Here is a 16,878-nt window from a genome sequence, read left to right on the forward strand (position 1 = left end):
CCGAGCCTAATCCGCGGCGATATGAAGGTCGTGAGAGGCAGGGGTACTCGCGTTCGCGAGTCGTCGCCGATCCGTTAGGCTGGCCCGGAAGAGGAGGACACTGTGGACGAAAAGGATCGAGACGTCGACGACATCCGACGCGAACCCGACCGCGCGCCGCACAGCGGTTCCTCGGACACGACGCAGACATTCGGGCACGACCTGGACCTGTCTTTCGTGCCGTTCGGGGCTGACCTCACCGCGGTGGAGCGTGACGCGATCCAGGCGTTGCCCGAGCGGGCGGCCCTGCTCCTGGTCCGCTCCGGACCGACTGCGGGTGCCCGCTATCTGCTCGACACCGATGTGACGACCGTGGGTCGTCACCCCGAGGCCGACATCTTCTTCGACGACGTCACCGTCTCGCGTCGTCACGCCGAGATCACTCGCACGGGGTCGGCTTTCGAGATCGTCGATCAGCGATCGCTGAACGGAACCTATGTCAACGGCGAGCGGGTCGACCGTGCCGTCCTCTCGGATGGCGCCGAACTGCGCGTCGGCAAGTTCCGTCTGAACTTCTTCGTCTCGCCGCTCGATCGCGTTCCGGCGACCGGCGCGTGAGTGCGGCCCCCGCAGCCCGCAGCCGGTCGGCGGCGGCGGGTCATCTGAGCATCGGTCAGGTCCTTGCTCGGCTGAGCCCGGAATTCCCCGCTCTGAGCTCGAGCAAGCTGCGGTATCTCGAAGACCAGGGCATCGTCACCCCGACGCGCACCGGGTCGGGGTACCGCAAGTTCTCACCGGCGGACGTCGAGCGCCTGCGCACCGCGCTGACCCTGCAGCGCGACCACTACATGCCGCTCGCTCGTATCCGCGAGTACCTGGATACGCCGGGGGCCGAGGGTCTTCCGCCCGCGCTGCCGGCGTCGATCGTCCAACACCGGCGCTATCGACGCGACGAGCTGATCGACCAGGCCGAGGCCACGCCCGTGCTGCTCGGCGACGCCGTGTCGGCGGGGCTGCTTCCGGCTGCCGACACCTACGACGAGCGGGCGCTCGTCCTGTTGCGCACGCTCGTCGCACTCGATCGCCACGGCATCGGGCCCCGCCACCTCCGCACGGTGCGGCAGGCGGCGGAACGTGACGTCGCGCTCGTCGAGACGGCGCTCGCGCCGTTGCTGCGCCGCACCGATTCTTCGTCGCGGGGGCGCGCGCACGAGCTCGCACCCGAGCTCGTGCGTCGACTCGACGACGTCCGTTCCGCGTTCGTTCAGACCGCGATCGACCGACTCATCCGGTGAGCCCCCGCGACACGCCGCAGGCTCTGAGCGGATGTCGTTGCCGCGGCGGCATCCCTCATCTAGCGTGGAAGAAACCCGACCGTCCGGCAGGAGGACCAGATGACCGCGCATGATTCGCTCGGCGAGATGCGGTTCACGACCGACCTCCTCTTCACCGACGGTCTTCCCGAGATGGACGACGAAGCCGGATATCGCGGAGCGCAGGCTGCGCGCGCTGCCGGTATCACCTACCGTCAGCTCGACTACTGGGCTCGGACCGAGCTCGTCGTCCCCACCGTTCGCGGTGCCAGCGGCTCGGGTTCCCAGCGGCTCTACGGCTTCCGCGACATCCTCGTCCTCAAGCTGGTGAAGCGACTGCTCGACACCGGCATCTCGTTGCAGCAGATCCGTGTCGCCGTCGACCAGCTCCGCGCTGCGGGTATCCGCGACCTCGCGGGTACGACGCTGATGAGCGACGGAGCATCGGTGTACCTGTGCACGTCGAACGACGAGGTGATCGACCTCGTCAGCCGCGGCCAGGGCGTGTTCGGCATCGCTGTCGGAAAGGTCCTCCGCGAAGTCGAGTCGACGCTCGTCGAGTTCGACCCCCAGGCACCGGACCCCGTCGACGAACTCGCTGCGCGACGGTCGGCGCGCAGCGCCTGAGCCGCTCCCGATACACAGAACCCCGGCGCACCTGCGGTGCGGCCGGGGTTTCGTTCGTGTGGGGACGAGCCGATCAGCTCGGCGTGGCCGTGGGGGTCTCACCCGCGACCGGGATGCGGCCGGTTCGCAGCACGCGGTCGAGCAGCGCGTCGAAGTCGGACGCCAGCTCCTGCGCGGAATCGCCGGGCCAGATGTGGAGGGGCTTCGCGGCACCCTGAGCCTGTTGGAGCGACGTGCGCTCGGGCAGCTGGGGCGAGAGCACCAGGGGGCCGAACATGTCGCGGAGCTCTTTGATGCGGAACTGGTGCTCGATCGACTGCGGGCGCACGCGGTTGACCACGATGCCGAGGGGCTGCAGCCGGGGGGAGAGGCCGCGACGGATCTCCTCGATCGCACGCAGCGCACGGTCGGCGGCCGCCACGGAGAACAGTCCGGGCTCGGTCACGACGATGACGCGGTCGCTCGCCGCCCACGCCGTGCGGGTAAGCGCGTTGAGGGAGGGGGCGCAGTCGATCAGCACGAGGTCGTAGTCGGCCTCGATCGTCGCGAGGGCCTCCTCGAGCTTCCAGACGTCGCGCACGCTGGGGTGCGGACCGTCGAAGTTGATCGCGGACGGGCTGCCGATCAGAACGTCGATGGTCCCGGGATGCACCTTTGCCCATCCGCTCGAGGTGATGGCCTGACGGACCACCTTCTCCTTCGGATTGGCGAGGACATCGGCGACGTTGAGACGGCCGGCGACCTGGATGTCCATCCCCGTCGACACGTCGGACTGCGGATCGAGATCGACGACCAACGTCCGGACACCGCGGGCGAACGCGGCGGATGCGAGCCCCAAGGTGACCGTGGTCTTGCCGACCCCGCCCTTGAGCGAGCTGACGGAAAGTACGTGCACGAGGCTCTACGTTACCGTCCCCTAGGCTGTGAGGGTATTCGAGCCCCCGCGCGGCGCCGTCGCCGTGCGACTCACTCCAGCGAGGTGAGCATGTTCCGCAAGATCCTTGTCGCGAATCGCGGTGAGATAGCCATCCGTGCCTTCCGCGCCGCTTTCGAGCTCGGCGCGCGGACCGTGGCGGTCTATCCGCACGAGGACCGGTACTCGCTCCACCGGTTGAAGGCCGACGAAGCCTACGAGATCGGCGTGAAGGGCCACCCCGTGCGGGCCTATCTCGACGTCGATGAGATCATTCGAGTCGCCCGCGAGAGCGGAGCCGATGCCATCTATCCGGGCTACGGCTTCCTGTCGGAGAACCCGGAGCTCGCGGCACGTGCCGCAGACGCCGGGATCGCGTTCATCGGCCCATCATCGCGCGTGCTCGAGATGGCGGGCAACAAGGTCACGGCGAAGAGCCACGCGGTCGCCGCAGGTGTTCCGGTGCTGCGATCCACCGAGGCCTCCGACGACATCGATGCTCTGGTCGCCCAGGCGGACGACATCGGCTTCCCGATCTTCGTCAAGGCGGTCGCCGGCGGCGGCGGGCGCGGCATGCGGCGCGTCGCCACGTCAGACGAGCTCGCCCCGGCACTGTCGGAGGCGATGCGCGAAGCCGGCAGCGCCTTCGGTGACGCTCGCGTGTTCCTCGAACAGGCCGTCCGTCGTCCCCGCCACGTCGAAGTGCAGGTGCTCGCCGACGCGACGGGCGAGACCGTGCACCTGTTCGAGCGCGACTGCTCGGTGCAGCGACGCCATCAGAAGGTCATCGAGATCGCACCGGCCCCCAACCTCGACGATGAGACACGATCCGCGCTCCACCGGCACGCGATCGCCTTCGCCACCTCCATCGGCTATGTGAACGCCGGCACCGTCGAGTTCCTGCTCGAAACCGACGGCCCCCGAGCGGGCGAGATCGTGTTCATCGAGATGAACCCGCGTATCCAGGTCGAGCACACCGTCACCGAGGAAGTGACCGACGTCGACCTGGTGCAGTCGCAGATGCGGATCGCCGCGGGGGAGACCCTGGAAGAGCTCGGCCTCACCCAGAACCGCATCCAGCTGCGCGGTGCGGCTCTGCAGTGCCGCATCACCACCGAGGATCCGGCGCACGGGTTCCGGCCCGACACGGGCAAGATCACCACGTACCGGTCGCCGGGCGGCGCCGGCATCCGTCTCGACGGCGGCACGACCGCTGCCGGATCCCAGGTCAGCCCTCACTTCGACTCGATGCTCGCCAAGCTCACCTGCCGTGGCCGGGACTTCGGGGCGGCGGTCGTCCGCTCGCGTCGCGCCCTCGCCGAGTTCCGCATCCGCGGGGTCTCGACGAACATCCCGTTCCTGCAGCAGGTGCTCGACGACCCGTCCTTCTCCCGCGGCGATCTGAGCACCTCGTTCATCGACGAACGTCCCGAGCTGCTCGAGGGGCGGATGTCGAAGGACCGCGGGTCGAAGATCCTCGGCTGGCTCGCGGACACGACCGTCAACCGCCCCCACGGCTCCGCCCCGACGAGTGTCGACCCGCGGACCAAGCTGCCTCGCATCGATCTCACATCACCGCCACCCGCCGGCTCGCGTCAGCGGCTGCTCGAACGAGGCCCGGCCGGTTTCGCGGAGGCGCTGCGCAGCCAGTCCGCCCTCGCCGTGACCGAGACGACCTTCCGCGACGCGCACCAGTCGCTCCTCGCGACACGCGTGAGGACGAAGGATCTCGTGGCCGTGGCGCCCGCCGTCGCGCGGCTCACCCCGCAGCTCCTCTCCGTCGAGGCGTGGGGCGGCGCCACCTACGACGTCGCGCTCCGGTTCCTCGGCGAGGACCCGTGGGAACGACTCGACAAGCTCCGGAGCGCACTCCCGAACGTGGCTCTGCAGATGCTGCTCCGCGGCCGCAACACCGTGGGGTACACGCCGTATCCGACCGCGGTGACGCGAGCCTTCGTCCGAGAGGCCGCAGACGCCGGCGTCGACATCTTCCGGATCTTCGACGCTCTCAACGACGTCGCGCAGATGCGGCCCGCCATCGATGCCGTGCTGGCGACCGGGACGACGGTCGCCGAGGTCGCGCTCTGCTACACGGGTGACCTCCTCGATCCGGCCGAAGACCTCTACACGCTCGACTACTACCTCCGTCTCGCGGAGGAGATCGTCGACGCGGGTGCTCACGTCCTCGCCATCAAGGACATGGCCGGGCTGCTGCGACCGGCTGCGGCGTCGCGCCTGGTCTCGGCGTTGCGCAAGCGGTTCGACCTTCCTGTCCACGTCCACACGCACGACACCGCCGGCGGTCAGCTCGCGACGCTCCTGGCCGCGAGCGCCGCGGGTGCGGATGCCGTCGACGCGGCGTCCGCGCCGATGGCGGGCACGACCAGCCAGCCGTCGCTCTCCGCCCTCGTGGCGGCGCTCGCCCACACCGAGCGCGACACGGGGCTCGACCTCGACGCCGTGTCGGATCTCGAGCCCTACTGGGAGGCCGTGCGGCACATGTACCGGCCGTTCGAATCCGGTCTCCCCGGTCCCACCGGGCGCGTCTACCGACACGAGATCCCGGGAGGTCAGCTGTCCAACCTGCGGCAGCAGGCCATCGCGCTCGGCCTCGCCGACGATTTCGAGCTCATCGAGGACATGTACGCGGCGGCGGACCGCATCCTCGGCAGGGTTCCCAAGGTCACGCCATCGTCGAAGGTCGTGGGCGATCTCGCCCTCCACCTGGCGGCGGTCAAAGCGGATCCGGTCGCTTTCGCGGCCGACCCCGGGGCATACGACATCCCGGATTCGGTCGTCGGGTTCATGGCGGGCGAGCTCGGCGATCTGCCGGGAGGGTGGCCCGAACCGTTCCGGTCGAAGGTGCTCGCGGGGCGCACGGTGCGTCCGGCCGCAGCGGAGCTCTCGCCGGATCAGGCAGCGGCACTCGATGCCGACTCCGCGACGCGACGACGCGCGCTGAACTCCCTGCTCTTCCCCGCGCCGACGCAAGAGTTCGATCGCTTACGCGAAGCCTTCGGAGACCTGAGCGTGCTCGACACGGCGGATTACCTCTACGGCCTCGTGCCCGGTGCCGAGCACGTCGTCGAGATCGAGAAGGGCGTGCAGCTGTACGTCGGGCTCGAGGCGATCGGCGAGGCCGACGAGAAGGGGATGCGCACCGTCATGGCGACCCTGAACGGTCAGCTGCGACCGGTGTTCGTCCGCGACCGCAGCATCAGCGTCGAGTCCCGGCAGGCCGAGAAAGCCGACACATCGGTCCCCGACCAGGTCGCCGCTCCGTTCTCGGGCGTCGTCACGCTCAAGATGGCCGTCGGAGACCCCGTCGAGGCGGGCGCACCCGTCGCCTCGATCGAGGCGATGAAGATGGAGGCGGCGATCACGGCACCGGTCGCGGGCGTCGTCGAGCGGCTCGTGGTCGACCCGACAGCGGCTGTCGAGGCCGGTGACCTTTTGGTCGTCATCCGGCCCGGCGGGTAGCCTAAGGGGTCGGGCGCGAGCTCGAGACCTTGGAGTGGACGCAGCAAAACATGCCTGAGCGCAACGAGAACCAGCCCGACGAGACCGATCCTGCGGTGCTCGCCGACAGCGAGAGCATTCATACGACGGCCATCGGCATCATCGGCGGCACCGCTCAGCTCGACGTCGCCCTTCCCATCGCGGACGACGACCTCGATGATGACGACGTCATCGACGGAGAGGTCGGCGACGAACAGCTGACCACCGGCGACATCCCGCTCGGCGTCGCGCCGGTCGAGGCGTTCGATGACGCCGATGCGTCGGGCGAGGCGGGTGTGGATACGCCCGATGACGGTGCGGAATCCGGTGTCGGCGACGAGTCCGACGGGCTGCTCGATGTCGCGGGCGAGGAGTCCGAGGGTGACGTCGACGACGCGGTCGACACGCTCGCGGCCGAGCCCGCCGACGAGGACGAGGACGACGTCCGCGACCCGTCCGCCGGCGACGACGTCGTGGAGCCCGCCGACGAGGTTGTCACCGCGACCATCGACGACGAGGACGACTCCGAGGGCGACGTCGAGGGCGATCATCAGCGAGCCGCAGATGCGACGGACGCGGACGGCACGCCGGATGCCCTCGAAGAGGCCGACGACGCGACGGACGACGACGCCGCGGAGGCCGGAATCGTCGACGTCGATCGCGGTCCCGCGCCCATGGGCGGCGACGAGACGCCGACCGATGCGGACGCGCTCGACGCAGACGTCGTGGTGGCGACGGTCGTGCCGACCTCGACGCCGATCACCGGAACAGTGCCGACCACGCGCCGCCAGGCGCATCAGGCCGCCGAGCAGGTTCGTCACGCGAGCGAGCGGGTCCAGGTCGCTCGACCCGTCGAGCCCGTGCTGCAGTCTCGGCGCATCGGCGACCTCGAGCCGGGCCGCGAGTCGGCGGACCTGCTGACCGCCGAGCGCCTGCTCGATCCGGCTCAGGTCGTGCGGGCTGAGCCCGAGGGCCGCTGGCAGCGCCTCGTGTACAACGTGTCGGGTCACCGGATCAACCTCGGTGACAGCCGGCACGCGCGGTCGCGCAAGGAACTCGATCGCCGTATCGCGGCGCCGCTGGCCGGCGGGGCGAAGTTCGTCCCCGTGCTCTCGCGCAAGGGAGGCGTGGGCAAGACGACCGTGACGACTCTGCTGGGAATGGCGCTCGCTGACGCCCGCGACGACCGCGTCATCGCGATCGACGCCAACCCCGACCGCGGAACGCTGGCCGACCGCATCGGACGCACGAGCGGCAAGACGGTGCGCGATCTGGCGCGCACTCGGGGAGAGGTCGTCGGGTTCAACGACCTCTCCGCCATCGTCGCGCGCGACGAGACGCGCCTCGACGTGCTGGCCTCCGACACCGACCCGCACATCTCCGAGGCCTTCAGCGACCACGATTACGAGGATGTCGCCGCCATCGCCGCCCACTACTACTCGATCGTCCTCACCGACACGGGCACCGGGATCGTGCACTCCGTGATGGGCGCGACGCTCGGGATGTCCGACCAGATCGTCGTGGTGGCCGGCCTCTCCGTGGATGAGGCACGACTCGCCTCCGAGACGCTGACCTGGCTCGAGTCCAACGGGTTCGCCGACGCGGTGAAGAACGCCGTCGTGGTGCTGAACACGTCGCGTCCGGGAACCCCGATGGTCCGCGCGGAGGAGCTCGAGACGCACTTCGCCACGCGTGTGCGCTCGGTGCTGCGCGTGCCCTACGACCCGCACCTCGCGGCGGGAAGCGCGGTGTCGTTCCGAGACCTCGACCCGGCGACCCGAGAGGCGGCGCGCAAGCTCGCCGCGAGTGTCGTCGAGGGCCTTCGGCTCGGGGCGGCGGTCTGACATGGCGGTCCGTGCGATCCGGTTCTTCGGCGACCCCGTCCTGAAGTCCGCGGCAGCTCCGATCGAGACGATCGACGACGGTGTGCGCTCGCTCGTCCGCGATCTTCTCGACACGGTCGAACTACCCGGCCGCGCGGGCGTGGCGGCACCGCAGATCGGCGTCGGACTGCGTGCGTTCAGCTACAACGTCGACGGGGTCGTCGGCTACATCCTCAATCCTCGTCTGGTCGAGGTGACCGGCGAGCCGTCGCTGATCGGGGAGGGGTGCCTGTCGGTACCGAACCTCTGGCACGACACCCTGCGCCACCCGCACGCGCGGGCGGTGGGCATGGACCTCGACGGCAACGAGGTCGTGCTCGAGGGCGAAGGGCTGATGGCGCAGGCGCTGCAGCACGAGTGCGACCACCTCGACGGCATCCTGTACCTCGACCGGCTCTCGCCCGCCGAGCGCCGCATCGCGATGCGTGAAGTGCGCGAGTCGTCCTGGTTCTGACCCGTGACGCAGAAGGGGCCCGGCTGATGTACCACCAGCCGGGCCCCTTCTCGCGTCATCCGATCATCCGAGCGGGACGTTGCTCGTCTTGACCGGTTCGTCGTAGATCTCCGAGATCTCGTCAGCGAAGTCGGTGAGGATGACGTTGCGCTTGATGCTCATCTTCGGTGTCAGATGACCGCTCGCCTCGGTCCATTCGGTGTCGAGGATCGTGAACTTGCGGATCGACTCGGCGCGCGAGACGTTGCGATTGGCATCGTCGATCGCGCGCTGGACCTCGGCGCGGACCTGGCTGTTCTTCGCCGCCTCCGCGATGGCCATGTCGCCTGCGAGGCCGTTGTTCGTCAGCCACGTCGGCAGCATCTCCGGGTCGAGCGTCACGAGCGCGGAGATGAACGGCTTCTGATCGCCCACGACGACGACCTGGCCCACGATCGGGTTCGCACGGATCGGATCCTCGAGCACGGCCGGAGCGACGTTCTTGCCGCCGGCGGTGACGATGATCTCCTTCTTGCGTCCGGTGATGGTGAGGAAGCCCTCGTCGTCGAACGATCCGATGTCGCCGGTCTTGAACCAGCCGTCGTGGAACGCCGCCTCGGTGGCCTCGGGGTTGCGCCAGTACTCGGCGAACACGTTGATTCCGCGCACCTCGACCTCGCCGTCCTCGCCGAGTCGCACGCCGACACCCGGAAGGACAGGCCCGACGGTGCCGATCTTGGACTTCGTCGCCAGGTTGACCGTGGCGGGTGCCGTTGTCTCGGTCAGCCCGTACCCCTCGAGGATCGTGACGCCGAGGCTGTGGAAGAAGTGGCCCAGGCGCGGACCCAGGGGAGCGGAACCCGAGACGGCGTAGGTGACGCGCCCGCCCATGGCGGCGCGAAGCTTGCCGTACACGAGCTTGTCGAACAGGCGGAACTTCAGCTTGGTCAACAGGGGGATGCTCTTGCCCTCCTGCTGCAGACGCGAGTGGTCGATCGCGACCTGCGCCGCTGCGCGGAAGATCTTGCCCTTCCCGCCCGCCTCGGCCTTCTGCTCCGCCGAGTTGTACACCTTCTCGAACACGCGCGGCACGGCCAGCAGGAAGGTCGGCTGGAACGTGCCGAGCGCCGGCAGGAGCTGCTTCGTGTCGGGCTGGTGCCCGGTCTTGACGCCCGCATGGACGTTGAGGATGGAGATGAAGCGAGCGAACACGTGAGCTGTCGTGATGAACAGCAGCGTCGAGGCTCCGCCGGGGTGGTTCACGACCTCTTTGAGCGCTTCGCCCGAGTTGCGCGCGAGCTCGACGAAGTTGCTGTGGGTCAGCACGCAGCCCTTGGGACGCCCCGTCGATCCCGACGTGTAGATGAGTGTCGCGATGTCCGATCCGACGGCGAGGTTCCGTCGCCGCTCGATCTCGTCATCGGGCACCTCGCCGCCACCCGAGCGCAGCGTGTCGAGGTCGCCGGAGGCCATGACCCACACCTCACGGACCAGGGGGACGGTCGAGCGGATCTCATCGATGCGGGCTGCGTGCTCGGCTGACTCGGCGATCGCGAACGTCGCACCCGAGTCGCTGAGGATCCACGCGATCTGCGACGCGGAGCTCGTCTCGTAGACGGGGACCATGACGGCTCCGGCGAAGAAGATCGCGAAGTCGACGAGCGTCCAGTCGTACGTGGTGCGCGCGACGAACGCGACCTTGTCGCCGGGCTCGACGCCCGCTGAGACGAGCCCCTTCGCCAGCGCGATGACCTCGCGTTGGAACTCCGCGGCGGAGATGTCTCGCCACGCGCCGTCGTGCGGCACGGCGAAGAGCGCTTGCGACGGGGTCGCGGCGACCCGGTCGACGAGGAGATCGGTGATGTTCGCGTCAGGGTCGGCTGGAACGACAGCGGGGACTTCGAACTGGACGGCGCTCATGGGCGGCAACTCCTTCGGTACCGGAAGCGTCTGGCAGGGTACAGACACTCTATCTGTCACCCGGTCGCCGAGCCCGCGCCTGGACACGGCGCCCCATTAGACTTTCCGGGTCGCCGCCGGACGGCCGACGGAAAGGACCACGCGTGCTCAACATCGGCATCGACATCGGCGGAACCAAGATCGCCGGAGGTGTCGTCTCCGCCGACGGGACGATCGTCGACCGCATCCGCGTCGACACCCCCGCCGACACCGACGCGCTGGCCGACGCTGTCGCCGACATGGTGCGGCACTTTCGTGCCTCTCACGAGGTCACCGCCGTCGGTGTCGCCGCTGCCGGGTTCCTCGACCGCACGCGGTCGATCATGCGCCACGCACCGAACATCGACTGGGTCGAGCACCCGTTGCGAGCGGAGCTCGAGGCGCGCGTCGGTGTCGCCGTGGTGCTCGAGAACGACGCGAACGCCGCGGGTTGGGCCGAGTACCGCTTCGGCGCCGGCCGCGGGAGCTCGAACATGGTCATGCTCACGCTCGGCACCGGCGTCGGGGGAGCGGTCATCATCGACGGGCAGCTGCTCATCGGCGGTCGCGGGGCGGCGGGCGAGCTCGGCCACGTGCGATTCGAGCGCGGCGGCCGGCTCTGCGGCTGCGGGCTGCAGGGATGCCTCGAGCAGTACGCCTCGGGACGCGCGTTGCAGCGCGAAGCCCTGGCCATCGCCGACGATCCCGAGCTCGGCGCCGGACTCGCGCAGGTGCGCGACGAGCACGGCTCGATCCCCGGCGACGCGATCTCCCGGCTGATCCTCGCCGACGACCCGGGCGCGCTCGAAGCGCTCCACCGAGTCGCGACGGCGCTGGGCGAGACCGCGGGCGGCTTCCAGGCCACGCTCGATCCCGAGATCTTCGTCATCGGAGGCGGCGTCGCCCAGCTGGGCGAGACGCTGCTGGCGCCGGTTCGCGCGGCCTATCGCGCGGCGCTCCCGGGCGGCGAGAATGCCGCGCCCGCAGATTTCGCCATCGCGACGCTCGGCAACGACGCGGGTCTGATCGGCGTGGCCGATCTGGCCGGGGGGCGGTGACCGGTGTTCTACTGGCTGATGAAGTACATCTTCATCGGACCCGTGGTCAAGGCGATCTTCCGCCCGTGGATCGTGGGGCGGCGCAACGTACCGGCATCCGGCGCAGCCGTCTTCGCCAGCAACCACCTGTCTGTCAGCGACTCGATCTTCCTGCCGCTCATGATCGACCGGCCCATGTCGTTCCTCGCGAAGAGCGACTACTTCACCGGGACGGGCCTGAAAGGCTGGGCCACCCGCGTCTTCATGAAGGCGACCGGTCAGATCGCCATCGACCGCACCGGGGGGAAGGCATCCGAGGCCTCCCTCAACACCGGGCTGCAGGTCCTCGGCCGCGGTGATCTGCTCGGGATCTACCCCGAGGGCACGCGGAGCCCCGACGGCAAGCTCTACCGCGGACGCACGGGTCTGGCGCGCATGGCGCTCGAGGCTCGCGTCCCCGTCATCCCCGTGGTCATGGTCGACACCGACGCGGTCATGCCCATCGGGCGCAGCATCCCCCGGGTCGGACGCGTGGGGATGGTGATCGGTGAACCTCTCGACTTCTCGCGCTTCCAGGGGATGGAGAGCGACCGTTACGTGCTGCGATCGGTGACCGACGAGATCATGGTCGCGCTGCAGCGTCTGGGCGAGCAGGAGTACGAAGACGTCTACGCCTCGTCGGTCAAGGAGCGTGCGGCTCAGCAGCAGCGGCAGAGCTGAGCGTCACACGGCCGGGACGGTGCCGGCCGCGCACTAGACTTGGCGCGTGCCTACGCTGGATTCACTCGACTCGTGGCGCGATCTTCCCATCAAGCAGCAGCCGGCGTGGAACGACCCCGACGCCGTCGCTGCGGTGTCGGCTGAGATCGCGACGCTTCCGCCCCTCGTCTTCGCCGGTGAGGTGGACATCCTCCGCGAGCGCCTCGCGCGCGCGGCATCCGGAGAAGCCTTCCTGCTGCAGGGTGGTGACTGCGCTGAGACGTTCGCCGGCGCGACCGCGGAGAAGATCCGCAACCGCATCAAGACCGTGCTGCAGATGGCGGTCGTCCTGACGTATGGCGCCTCGATGCCCGTCGTGAAGATGGGCCGTATGGCCGGCCAGTTCGCCAAGCCGCGCTCGAGCGACACCGAGACGCGCGGCGACGTCACGTTGCCCGCGTACCGAGGCGACATCGTCAACGGCTACGACTTCACCGCGGCCTCGCGCCAGCCCGACCCCGCTCGTCTGCTCAAGGGCTACCACACGGCCGCGTCGACGCTCAATCTCATCCGCGCGTTCACGCAGGGCGGTTTCGCCGACCTGCGCGAGGTGCACTCGTGGAACAAGGGCTTCGCGACCAATCCGGCCAACGCCCGCTACGAGGGCCTTGCCGGTGAGATCGACCGCGCCATCAAGTTCATGGAGGCGGCCGGAGCCAACTTCGACGAGCTGCGCGGCGTGGAGTTCTACACGGGTCACGAGGGCCTGCTGATGGACTACGAGCGCCCGATGACCCGCATCGATTCGCGGACGAACACGCCGTACAACACGTCGTCGCACTTCCTGTGGATCGGCGAGCGGACGCGCGAGCTCGACGGCGCGCACGTCGACTACTTCTCGAAGATCCGCAACCCCATCGGGGTGAAGCTCGGTCCCACGACGTCGACCGACACCGCCCTGGCGCTGATCGACAAGCTCGACCCCGAGCGCGAGCCGGGCCGCCTGACCTTCATCACCCGGATGGGTGCGGGCAAGATCCGCGACGCGCTGCCGCCGCTGCTCGAGGCTGTAAAGGACTCCGGCGCGACGCCCCTGTGGGTCACCGACCCGATGCACGGCAACGGCATCACGACGCCCACGGGTTACAAGACGCGTCGCTTCGACGACGTCGTCGACGAGGTGCGCGGCTTCTTTGAGGCGCATCGCGCGGTGGGAACCTTCCCCGGCGGCATCCACGTCGAGCTGACGGGCGACGACGTCACCGAGTGCCTCGGCGGCTCGGAGATGATCGACGAGGCGACGCTCGCCACCCGCTACGAGAGCCTGTGCGACCCGCGGCTGAACCACATGCAGAGCCTCGAGCTCGCATTCCTGGTCGCCGAGGAGCTCGAGAAGCGCTGAGCTTCCGTTCTCGGATCGCGCGAGAGCGCACATCTGCACGGTTACGGGGTCTCCCCACCGTGCAGATGTGCGCTCTCGCCGTATCGGGCTGGGGAAAGTGCGGGATCGGCGAGGGAGACGGGGGAGTGTGGGCGGGTGAACCGCCGAGCTCCGCTGCCCCGAGCCATCGCCGCCGAGGCCTTCGCCCCGGACGAGGCGCGCGCGCTCGGTGTCAGTCGAGGCAGGCTGCGGGCGGCCGACCTGCGGCATCCGCATCACGGCGTCTACGCCGCGCTCGACGCCATCGACGATGACGACACGCTCGGGCGCTGCCGTCTCCTCCTGCCCGCCCTGGGGCCGGCGCAGTTGTTCTCCGGCCGGACCGCCGCGGCCCTGTGGGGGATGCCGTTGCCCTGGACGCCCACGCCCCCGTTGCTCGAGGTGATCACGGCCGGCGGGGGAGCAGCGATGCGGCGCCCCGGCGTGATCGGATCGCGGACGGGCGTCGTCCTCGAACGGCGAGACGTCGATGGTGTGCCCGTGGTCACCCCGACCGAGGCCTGGTGCCGCCTCGCGGCCGGTCCGCAAGCGCTCGGCCGCCGCTGGCTCGTCGCGACCGCCGACTTCATGCTCAGTGGACGTCGGGGGGACCGCGGACGCACGCGCCCCCTGGCGACGCGCGGCGAGCTCGAGGCCGCGGTCCTCGTCCGAGGAGGAGGGCGCGGAGCCCGATCGCTGCGTGTCGCCCTCGACCGCGCTCGATCGCCCGTCGATTCACCCCGCGAGTCGCTCCTGCGCATCGCCCTCGTCGACGCGGGCATCCCCGAACCTCACGTGCAGGTCGCCGTGCGCACGACTGCCGGCATACGGCACGCCGATATGGGGTGGCCCGAGCGTCGGCTGCTGCTCGAGTACCAGGGCGACGAGCATCGCTCGTCGCGGCGACGGTGGCTCGACGATCTCACGCGCGTGCAGCTCTTCGAAGACGCGGGCTACCGCGTCATGCTCGTCGGAGCCGCGGACCTCGACGACGATGCGCGGGCGCTGGCCGCCCGCATCCGCCGAGCCCTCGCCTGACCCGGCCGGTCACGCGTCGAGGGTGCGCATCCGCACGGTGTGAGGGGCTCCGAACCGTGCGGATGCGCACCCTCGCGCCGCGGGCAAGAACTCAGCCGGTTGCGGTGATCTGCAGGGTGATGGTCGTGCCGCGCACGTGCTTGCTGCCGCCGGTCGGGTCCTGTGCGGTCACCTTGGTGAGCCCGTCGGGCCAGATGTTCCAGAGAGCCGAGAAACTGACCTCGAACCCGGCGTCGCGCAGCGTCTGAGCGGCGGCGTCGCGAGTCTGACCGACGACGCTCGGCACCTCGAAGAGCGGGGGACCGCTCGACACGATGAGGGTCACTGTCTCGCCCGGGCGCCAGTTGCCCTCTTCGCCGCGGTCGGCGATGCCGATGACGTCGCCCTTGGCGATGCGTTCGCTCGCCTCGGCGCGCGTGTCGGTCGACACCTCGAGGCCGACGTCGTTGAGTGTCGCGGTCGCGCGGTTCACGCTCTGACCCGAGACATCCGGGACGGCGCCCCGGGAGACCAGGAGAGAGGCCGAGTCGCCCTGGCGGAGCGTGCACCCGTTCGAGCAGTCGACGGGATCCCCGCCGCCCGCCGGGGTGGCGGAGGCGCGGATGACGGTGCCGTCGGCGACATCCGGATCGAATTCGGCGTCGGCGTCGTCGGAGACGGCGACGACATTCTGTCGCAGGAGCTCGCGGGCGGCCTGCTCGGTCTGACCCGAGAGCGCGGGAATCGAGACCTCGGCTGGTCCGCGGGAGATGACGACCGTCACGGTCGCCTCACGATCGAGCCGGGCGCCGGGATCGGGATCGGTTCGGATCGCGAGTCCCTCCGCGACGTCGAGACTGTTCTCGCCGGTCTCCTCGGCCAGCAGCCCCTGGGCGGCGATGGCGGCCTGGGCCTCGGCGAAGGTCGTGCCCCGCACATCGGGCACGGCGACGAGCGAGCCCGGCCCCGAACCGAACCACCACCCGGTACCGCCGGCGAGCGCCGCCAGCAGCAGGATGATCGTGACGAGCCACGCTCCCTTGACCCGATTGCGACGGGTGAGACGCCGCAATCGCGTCGCGTTGTCGACGTCGGTCGTCACGGGCGGCGCGGTGAACGTGCCGGGCATGACCTTGGTGAGCTCGCCCGAGCCCTCCCCGTCGTCGTCGATGACGACCGCGGGGGCGCCCGAGGGGGCCGTGCGCACCACCTGGGGGAAGACGCCGAGCTCGCGCTCGATCTCGCGCAGCCGCTCGAGCATGACCTTCGCGTCGAGGGGACGCTCGTCCGGCTCGCGCTCGGTCGCCCACAGCACGAGCTCGTCGAGCTGCTCGGGCACTCCGGGGTTCTTCGCGCTCGGGCGCGGCACCGAGTCCGTCGCGTGCTGATAGGCGATCTGCATGGGCTGCTCGCCCTTGTAGGGCTGCTCGCCTGCGAGCATCTCGTAGAGCAGGATGCCGAGGGCGTAGATGTCGCTGCGGGCGTCTGCCGTGCCTCGTGTCACGAGTTCCGGAGCGAGGTAGGCGATCGTCCCGAGGAGCATCTGACCCGTCGCGGTGTTCGCGGTCGTCGCTCGCGCGAGTCCGAAGTCGCCGATCTTGATCCTGCCGTCCTCGGCCAGCAGGACGTTCTCGGGCTTGACGTCGCGGTGGACGATCCCCGCCCGGTGAGCGGCAGCGAGACCCGAGAGGATCGCATCCATGATCGTGATCGTCTGCGGGATGGTGAGCCGCTTCTGCTCGCGCAGCAGCTCGCGCAGCGTGATGCCGGGGAGGTACTCCATCACCAGGTAGGCCATCTCGCCGTCCTGGCCCTGGTCGAAGACATTGACCACGTGCGGGTCGGCCAGACGTGCCGCGGAACGGGCCTCCTGGATGAAGCGGCTCTGGAAGACCGAGTCGTCGGAGAGGTGCCCGTGCATGACCTTGAGGGCCACGCGGCGTTCGAGTCTGAGGTCGGTCGCGACGTACACCGTCGCCATGCCGCCGCGGGCGATGCGAGCGCGGACACGGTACCGCTGGTCGACCAGTCGGCCGATCAGCGGGTCGGTCTGCTGGCTCATGCTCACGGAGCGATTCTACGGAGCGGATGCTGCGAGCCTTGGCAGCGGCTCACCCCCGG

Annotated in this window: 13 protein-coding genes; 10 read left to right on the plus strand and 3 right to left on the minus strand. The window is 69.6% G+C overall.

The window, feature by feature from the left end:
- The first annotated feature begins 102 nt into the window (after nt 1–102).
- The 3 genes from AA0Y20_RS08600 to AA0Y20_RS08610 all read left to right on the plus strand — a co-directional run bounded on the left by AA0Y20_RS08600 (nt 103) and on the right by AA0Y20_RS08610 (nt 1,919).
- Nucleotides 103–597: an FHA domain-containing protein gene (locus AA0Y20_RS08600; RefSeq protein WP_412938751.1), complete on the plus strand. Its 495-nt coding sequence runs from the start codon at nt 103–105 to the stop codon at nt 595–597.
- Nucleotides 594–1,274, plus strand: a complete 681-nt coding sequence (locus tag AA0Y20_RS08605; protein WP_412938752.1) for a MerR family transcriptional regulator — start codon at nt 594–596, stop codon at nt 1,272–1,274. Before AA0Y20_RS08600 ends, AA0Y20_RS08605 begins: the two co-directional genes overlap by 4 nt.
- A gap of 99 nt (nt 1,275–1,373) precedes the next feature.
- Entirely contained in the window at nt 1,374–1,919 is a 546-nt protein-coding gene (locus AA0Y20_RS08610) for a MerR family transcriptional regulator (protein ID WP_023951592.1), read from the plus strand.
- Between the two features lie 73 nt (nt 1,920–1,992).
- On the opposite strand, the gene AA0Y20_RS08615 is transcribed toward AA0Y20_RS08610, so the two are convergent.
- The gene (locus AA0Y20_RS08615) at nt 1,993–2,814 is read right to left on the minus strand and encodes a ParA family protein (protein ID WP_112613912.1); all 822 of its coding nucleotides are present in this window, start codon (nt 2,812–2,814) and stop codon (nt 1,993–1,995) included.
- 90 nt (nt 2,815–2,904) lie between these two features.
- Here AA0Y20_RS08615 and AA0Y20_RS08620 point away from each other — a divergent pair, with 90 nt between their 5' ends.
- From AA0Y20_RS08620 to def, 3 genes are read left to right on the plus strand one after another with little or no spacing between them, the layout of a single operon-like run.
- Nucleotides 2,905–6,312, plus strand: a complete 3,408-nt coding sequence (locus AA0Y20_RS08620) for a pyruvate carboxylase (RefSeq protein WP_412938755.1) — start codon at nt 2,905–2,907, stop codon at nt 6,310–6,312.
- A gap of 50 nt (nt 6,313–6,362) precedes the next feature.
- Complete coding sequence (locus tag AA0Y20_RS08625; RefSeq protein ID WP_412938756.1) at nt 6,363–8,174, plus strand: AAA family ATPase; 1,812 nt, start codon at nt 6,363–6,365, stop codon at nt 8,172–8,174.
- A 1-nt stretch (nt 8,175) separates the two neighbouring features.
- Nucleotides 8,176–8,667 carry a peptide deformylase gene (gene def, locus AA0Y20_RS08630; RefSeq protein WP_412938758.1) on the plus strand — a complete coding sequence of 164 codons (492 nt, stop codon included), beginning with the start codon at nt 8,176–8,178 and terminating at the stop codon, nt 8,665–8,667.
- Nucleotides 8,668–8,730: 63 nt separating this feature from the next.
- On the opposite strand, the gene AA0Y20_RS08635 is transcribed toward def, so the two are convergent.
- The gene (locus tag AA0Y20_RS08635; protein WP_412938760.1) at nt 8,731–10,566 is read right to left on the minus strand and encodes an AMP-dependent synthetase/ligase; all 1,836 of its coding nucleotides are present in this window, start codon (nt 10,564–10,566) and stop codon (nt 8,731–8,733) included.
- 143 nt (nt 10,567–10,709) lie between these two features.
- Here AA0Y20_RS08635 and AA0Y20_RS08640 point away from each other — a divergent pair, with 143 nt between their 5' ends.
- From AA0Y20_RS08640 to AA0Y20_RS08655, 4 genes are all read left to right on the plus strand, one after another.
- Nucleotides 10,710–11,642 carry an ROK family protein gene (locus tag AA0Y20_RS08640; RefSeq protein WP_412938761.1) on the plus strand — a complete coding sequence of 311 codons (933 nt, stop codon included), beginning with the start codon at nt 10,710–10,712 and terminating at the stop codon, nt 11,640–11,642.
- Nucleotides 11,643–11,645: 3 nt separating this feature from the next.
- Nucleotides 11,646–12,341 (plus strand): lysophospholipid acyltransferase family protein, encoded by a 696-nt coding sequence (locus AA0Y20_RS08645; protein WP_412938762.1) that lies wholly within the window; start codon nt 11,646–11,648, stop codon nt 12,339–12,341.
- 46 nt (nt 12,342–12,387) lie between these two features.
- Nucleotides 12,388–13,722: a class II 3-deoxy-7-phosphoheptulonate synthase gene (locus AA0Y20_RS08650; RefSeq protein WP_412938764.1), complete on the plus strand. Its 1,335-nt coding sequence runs from the start codon at nt 12,388–12,390 to the stop codon at nt 13,720–13,722.
- 135 nt (nt 13,723–13,857) lie between these two features.
- Nucleotides 13,858–14,778 (plus strand): hypothetical protein, encoded by a 921-nt coding sequence (locus AA0Y20_RS08655; RefSeq protein ID WP_412938766.1) that lies wholly within the window; start codon nt 13,858–13,860, stop codon nt 14,776–14,778.
- 91 nt (nt 14,779–14,869) lie between these two features.
- Here AA0Y20_RS08655 and pknB read toward each other — a convergent pair whose 3' ends face one another.
- Nucleotides 14,870–16,825 carry a Stk1 family PASTA domain-containing Ser/Thr kinase gene (gene pknB, locus AA0Y20_RS08660; protein WP_412938767.1) on the minus strand — a complete coding sequence of 652 codons (1,956 nt, stop codon included), beginning with the start codon at nt 16,823–16,825 and terminating at the stop codon, nt 14,870–14,872.
- Between the last annotated feature and the right edge of the window lie 53 nt (nt 16,826–16,878).

The organism is Microbacterium pratiae, assembly GCF_047302165.1.
In the GTDB taxonomy this organism is placed as follows: domain Bacteria; phylum Actinomycetota; class Actinomycetes; order Actinomycetales; family Microbacteriaceae; genus Microbacterium.